The organism is Microcoleus sp. Z1_B2, from assembly GCF_036700325.1.
Taxonomy (GTDB): Bacteria; Cyanobacteriota; Cyanobacteriia; order Cyanobacteriales; family Microcoleaceae; genus Microcoleus.
This window is the reverse complement of sequence record NZ_JAUBOQ010000017.1, coordinates 1-4794: the sequence shown is the minus strand read 5'-3', so window position 1 is coordinate 4794 and position 4794 is coordinate 1. Positions and strand designations below refer to the sequence as shown.

Below are 4794 nucleotides of genomic sequence, written 5' to 3'. Positions count from 1 at the left end.
GGGGGCTGCTATCTCTGTCTCTGTCTCGGAAATTGTTGCGGGCCGGCTGCGGGCTGCTATCTCTGTCTCTGTCTTGGTAATAATTGCCCCTGGATTCCTGCGGGCTGCTGTCTCTGTCTTTGAAATGATTATTTCTGCGAATTTCCGGTTGGCTGTCGGCATCGACTCTCCGTTTGAAAATTGCTCTCACGGGCATTTCTCGCGATTGTGGGGCGAAGGTCGATCGCTTTTGAGGCGCGTCTACTCCGCGAGTATCGGGACGGGGCTTGCGTTCAAAGCGGGGAGAGGATGGTTGTGAGTCCTGACGGCGGCCTTCGCTTTTGAATGGCTTGCTGTCGGAATTCGATCGCGAAAAGTTGGGTTTGGTAAATTTTCTCATTGGTTTCTTGTGGTCAAAAGGTTTTGGCTGAAGGCTAGTCGATTGTAGATTGTAGATGTGAGATTCTTGATTGAGGGAGCAATCTTTGGGCTTTGAGATTTGAGATAGTCTAGCGAGGGAGCAAGGATTTTGCTCTGTTCAAATAGCTAGTTATTGACATACTCACCGCCCTAAAAGTGCGGTGATTCTTGACACTTCACTGACTGACGCAACCGAAGTCGTCTTACTCTGTCTCTGTGTCCGTTTAGAGTCGTGGCAATGCCCTATCCCGACTTTGTTTATATTTTTTGCAGCGTTCTCATCGCGTTCGTGTTCAGTGCCACAATTCAAACACTGAACCGATCTGATTTTTAAATCCAGTCTTCCCCACTTAAAGCCGCAATCCGAGCAAATTTGACTGGTAGGCTCCCAGCGACTAATTACTCTAAAGTCTCGACCAAATTTCTCAGACTTTGCCTCGCACCAAGTTCGGAATTCTCTCCATCCCTGAAGACTAATAGCTCTAGCAAGTTTGCGGTTTTTGACCATTCCAGACACATTCAAGTCTTCTAAAACGATAGTTTGGTTTTCACTAACAATTTTGGTTGACAGCTTGTGCAAGAAATCTTTACGGGTGTCTGCAATTTGATTGTGCAGTTTGGCTATCTGAATCCGAGTTCTATTTCTGCGTTTCGAGTCTTTAGATTGCCGAGCTAGCTTTTTTTGGAGTTTACGAATTTTTCGATCTAACACTTTATAGTCTGGACTTTTAGCTTTCTCCCCATTACTCATCACAGCAAAAGTTTTAATCCCTAAATCAATTCCGACACTTGGGTTTTTAGCATCAATTTGAACGGGCTTAACTTCTACTACAAAGCTCAAGAAATAGCGATTAGCACAGTCCTTTAGTACAGTTACAGAGCTAGGCTCTGATGGTAACTCCCTAGACCAAATAGGGCTAACATTTCCAATTTTTGCCAGATCCACGGACTCACCTTTGATAGAGAAACCTGTTTTAGCAAAAGTTGCAGACTGACTGTTAGTCTTTTTTTTGAATTTGGGTTGACCCACTTTCTTGCCTTTTCTCTTCCCTTTTAGGAAATCAAAATAGTTTTTGTAAGCAACCTCTAACTGTTTGAGGGATTGTTGCAGCGGCACGGACGAAACATCGTTCAACCATGCCCTTTCTTCTGTCTTTTTAGATATAGTTAGAGACTTGGATAGAGTGTTGTACCCAGGATATTTGCCACATCTGCTAACAGCCAAAGCATCGTTCCAAACAACTCTTACACAACCAAACAACTGAGCCAAACTCTGGCGTTGTCTATCGGTTGGATAGAATCTGTATTGGAACCTTGCTTTCATTATTTTTAGCTGTTTTACTACTTTAGTATGCCATACTATTTTAACACGATCGGGAAAATTCAGAAGGAATTAAAGCCGTCCTAGAACGACGGGGTTTTAAACCCATTTCTTTGATAAATCTTGTTTTGCCGATCGAGATTTTTGCGGTTTTATGTTAGCCGTGCCAGGATGGTTAATTACTCCCTCCCCATTCCCAACTCTTAACTGCTAAATCCTTTAAGTCTCAAGTTCTAAAAGTGCCAGAATCTCGGTCAATCTTTCGGGATCGGTGAGGTACAAATATCCGATCAAAGTTTCTAAGCTGCTGGCTTGTTGGTATATCTCTGGATCTGCTCGCTTAGAACGGCCCGCTGCAGCATTGCGGCCGCGCTTGACAATTGCTAATTCTGTACTGTTCAAGTAAGGAGAGAGCGATCGCAAGTGACGCGCTTGAGTTTCGGCTCGTACTTGCCCCACCACCAATTCGTGATAAGCTTGCAATCTTCTGGGCGGGACTAAGTACGAACTCCGAATGTAGAGTTCGTACACTGCATCTCCCAAATATGCCCAGGCTGCGGGCGAAATTCTTTCTATTTCTGCTGGTGTAGCCCTCGCAGGATGCACTCGATTTAAACTGATATCCGTCAGACTCAGTTTGAGTCCGTCATCTGCGATCGGCGACATACTTTTTTAAATAAAACTTCCGCACAGCTTGGTTTTTCTAGTTACTTACTTATTTCGTCTTTCGTCACTTCCGCAATTATAGCTTTTACAGGACTGTTCGCTCTCAGAGCACGAAGCGAGATATATAGGCAAAGCTTGGCGCGACGATCGCACTCCTAAAAAAGGCTTTTTACCAAATCGGGATGCTCTAATTTTTGTACCATTTTTCCGCGTGTTTGCCACACATATTTTACTGCCCCTCCACCGAAACTCTAAGCATCGGGGAAATAGCGGCTGGTGCGTGTCGCAGCTTCTGGGAAAATCGGTATTGTTTTACCAGCCCCAAAATAAAAATTTGCTATCCAGCGTTGAGAACCGGATAGCTAATTTAATTCACTTTGGCGTCAAGCATCCTTGACGTTTTTTACCGCCTCATCAACCGAAGGCTGCAAAGACAGAAATTTCTCTAAGCGAACCAGTTTAACAGTCTGAGTTACGCGGGGATTTGAGACAATTTGCAATGTCCCTTCCAAGGTTTGGGCTTTTTTGACAAGTTGCACAAGTGCGCCCAAGCCTGAACTATCCACAAAATCTATCTGAGACAAGTCCAAAATTACGTGTTTTGGGCCCTCGTCAATACATTTGCTTATTACCTTCCGAAAAGTTGCCTCAGAAAAAGCGTCCAGCAGGCCCGTCAAGCGAAATAACTGATAGTTATTCTTGACTTCGCGAGTGCCTCTGAGGCTAACGGTCAGGGTCAATGACTCAGGAATGACACCCTCCTAGCTAGATATGGCTTAAAGTCGAGGCTTCATTATAGGAGTTTTTTGGTCTTTTGTCTACAGTTTTTTAGTCATGAGTCATTAGTCATGAGTCATTAGTCAGAAGCGATCGACACAAACAGCCTCTGATGACTACTGACTAATGACTGCTGACTGCTGACTGCTGACTACTTACTGCTGGCTACTTTCTGATTGTCTCGCATTGACTGCACGAATCGATCGAATAAATAGTCGGCGTCGTGCGGGCCCGGACTGGCTTCGGGGTGGTATTGCACTGAAAACAGCGGCAGAGTTTTATGCTTCAATCCGGCTACGGTGCGATCGTTCAAATTGAGATGAGTAATCTCTACTTCGGGGGCTAGGGAATCGGGGTCGATCGCAAAACCATGATTTTGGCTAGTAATTTCTACTTGCTGAGTTAAACCCGCTGGATGATTCAATCCCCGATGGCCGAACTTAAGTTTAAAAGTTTCTGCACCCAAGGAAAGTCCCAAAATTTGGTGTCCCATGCAGATGCCGAATACGGGTTTGTCCGACTTTAACAAAGCTTTCGCAGTCGCGATCCCTTCCGTTACCGCCGCCGGATCTCCGGGGCCGTTGGACAGAAAAATGCCGTCCGGGTTGTATTTGAGGATTTCCTCCGGCGACGTGTCAGCGGGGACAACGATGACCCGACACCCGTAACTCGCCAGACGCCGCAGGATGTTGCGCTTGATCCCAAAGTCTAGCGCTACCACCGTCCACATTTTGCCTTCTTCAGGTTTGACTGTAGGACTGAACTCCCAAACCGAGTCCGTGGCTTCAGACCACTCGTAAACCTTGCGGGTGGTGACTTCCTGGACCAGATTCAGCCCGTCCATGCTGGGGGCATCTTGCACGAGTTCCAAAAGCTCTGCCTGGTCGAGAATCGTGGTCGAAATGCCACCGTTGATCGCTCCCACCGTGCGAATTTTGCGAGTGAGGGCGCGGGTGTCGATCCCGTAAATTCCGGGGATATCGTACTGTTTCAGATAGTCTTGCAGAGATTGTGAGCAGCGCCAGTTGCTGGGGCGGCTGCATACGTTCCGGGCGATCGCACCCCGAATTTGCGGGCGCGAGGATTCTTCGTCTTCAAGATTTACCCCGGTATTGCCCAATTCTGGATAAGTAAAAGTGACAATTTGACCGCAATAGCTGGGATCGGTCAATACTTCTTGGTAGCCCGTCATTCCAGTATTAAATACTACCTCGCCAACGACGGTGGCGTCAGCGCCAAACGACCAGCCGCGGTAAGCAGTACCGTCAGCCAGGACTAGGAGAGCGGGTTGTGCAGTTGAAAGTGACATGGCATCCTTAATTACTTTCGTTTGGTTTAATTCTTACCACTGCCAGGGATTTGATGCTAGTCGGCAATGTACAGATATTATTTTAATTTGTGCCAGGGTTCGCAAAACCAAGGCACTTATGCCGGAGATAATCAACAAGCAGCCATACAGCCGTTCTCAATCTTGGTGAGGTATGCCCTATGCCCACGGAGGCCTATGCCCTATGCCCACGGAGGCCTATGCCCTAGGCCCGCTTATCAAGGGCTATAAGGAATGAGAATTAAATAACTTCCACTCTTGAAAGTGGGATGGGCGTCCCGCCCGTCCACTCATGACGGGCGGG

The 4794-nt window shown here is 46.8% G+C and carries 4 protein-coding genes and 1 pseudogene; all 5 read right to left on the bottom strand.

Features of this window, described 5'->3' with window-relative positions:
* A pseudogene (locus QT984_RS12130) lies at positions 1–379 on the bottom strand (23S rRNA (guanosine(2251)-2'-O)-methyltransferase RlmB); the annotation flags it as partial.
* Positions 380–541: 162 nt separating this feature from the next.
* Positions 542–1723, bottom strand: a complete 1182-nt coding sequence (locus QT984_RS12125; RefSeq protein WP_333057157.1) for a transposase — start codon at positions 1721–1723, stop codon at positions 542–544.
* Between the two features lie 216 nt (positions 1724–1939).
* The gene (locus QT984_RS12120; protein WP_333057156.1) at positions 1940–2386 is read right to left on the bottom strand and encodes a ribonuclease III domain-containing protein; all 447 of its coding nucleotides are present in this window, start codon (positions 2384–2386) and stop codon (positions 1940–1942) included.
* Between the two features lie 383 nt (positions 2387–2769).
* Complete coding sequence (locus QT984_RS12115; RefSeq protein ID WP_333037230.1) at positions 2770–3126, bottom strand: STAS domain-containing protein; 357 nt, start codon at positions 3124–3126, stop codon at positions 2770–2772.
* 188 nt (positions 3127–3314) lie between these two features.
* Positions 3315–4472 carry a glutamine-hydrolyzing carbamoyl-phosphate synthase small subunit gene (gene carA / locus QT984_RS12110; RefSeq protein WP_333057154.1) on the bottom strand — a complete coding sequence of 386 codons (1158 nt, stop codon included), beginning with the start codon at positions 4470–4472 and terminating at the stop codon, positions 3315–3317.
* Positions 4473–4794: the final 322 nt, after the last annotated feature.

Excerpts from the sequence above, each read along its gene's own strand:
- QT984_RS12125 (WP_333057157.1), bottom strand. The coding sequence starts at position 1,723 with ATGAAAGCAAGGTTCCAATACAGATTCTATCCAACCGATAGACAACGC.
- QT984_RS12120 (WP_333057156.1), bottom strand. The coding sequence starts at position 2,386 with ATGTCGCCGATCGCAGATGACGGACTCAAACTGAGTCTGACGGATATC.
- carA (WP_333057154.1), bottom strand. The coding sequence starts at position 4,472 with ATGTCACTTTCAACTGCACAACCCGCTCTCCTAGTCCTGGCTGACGGT.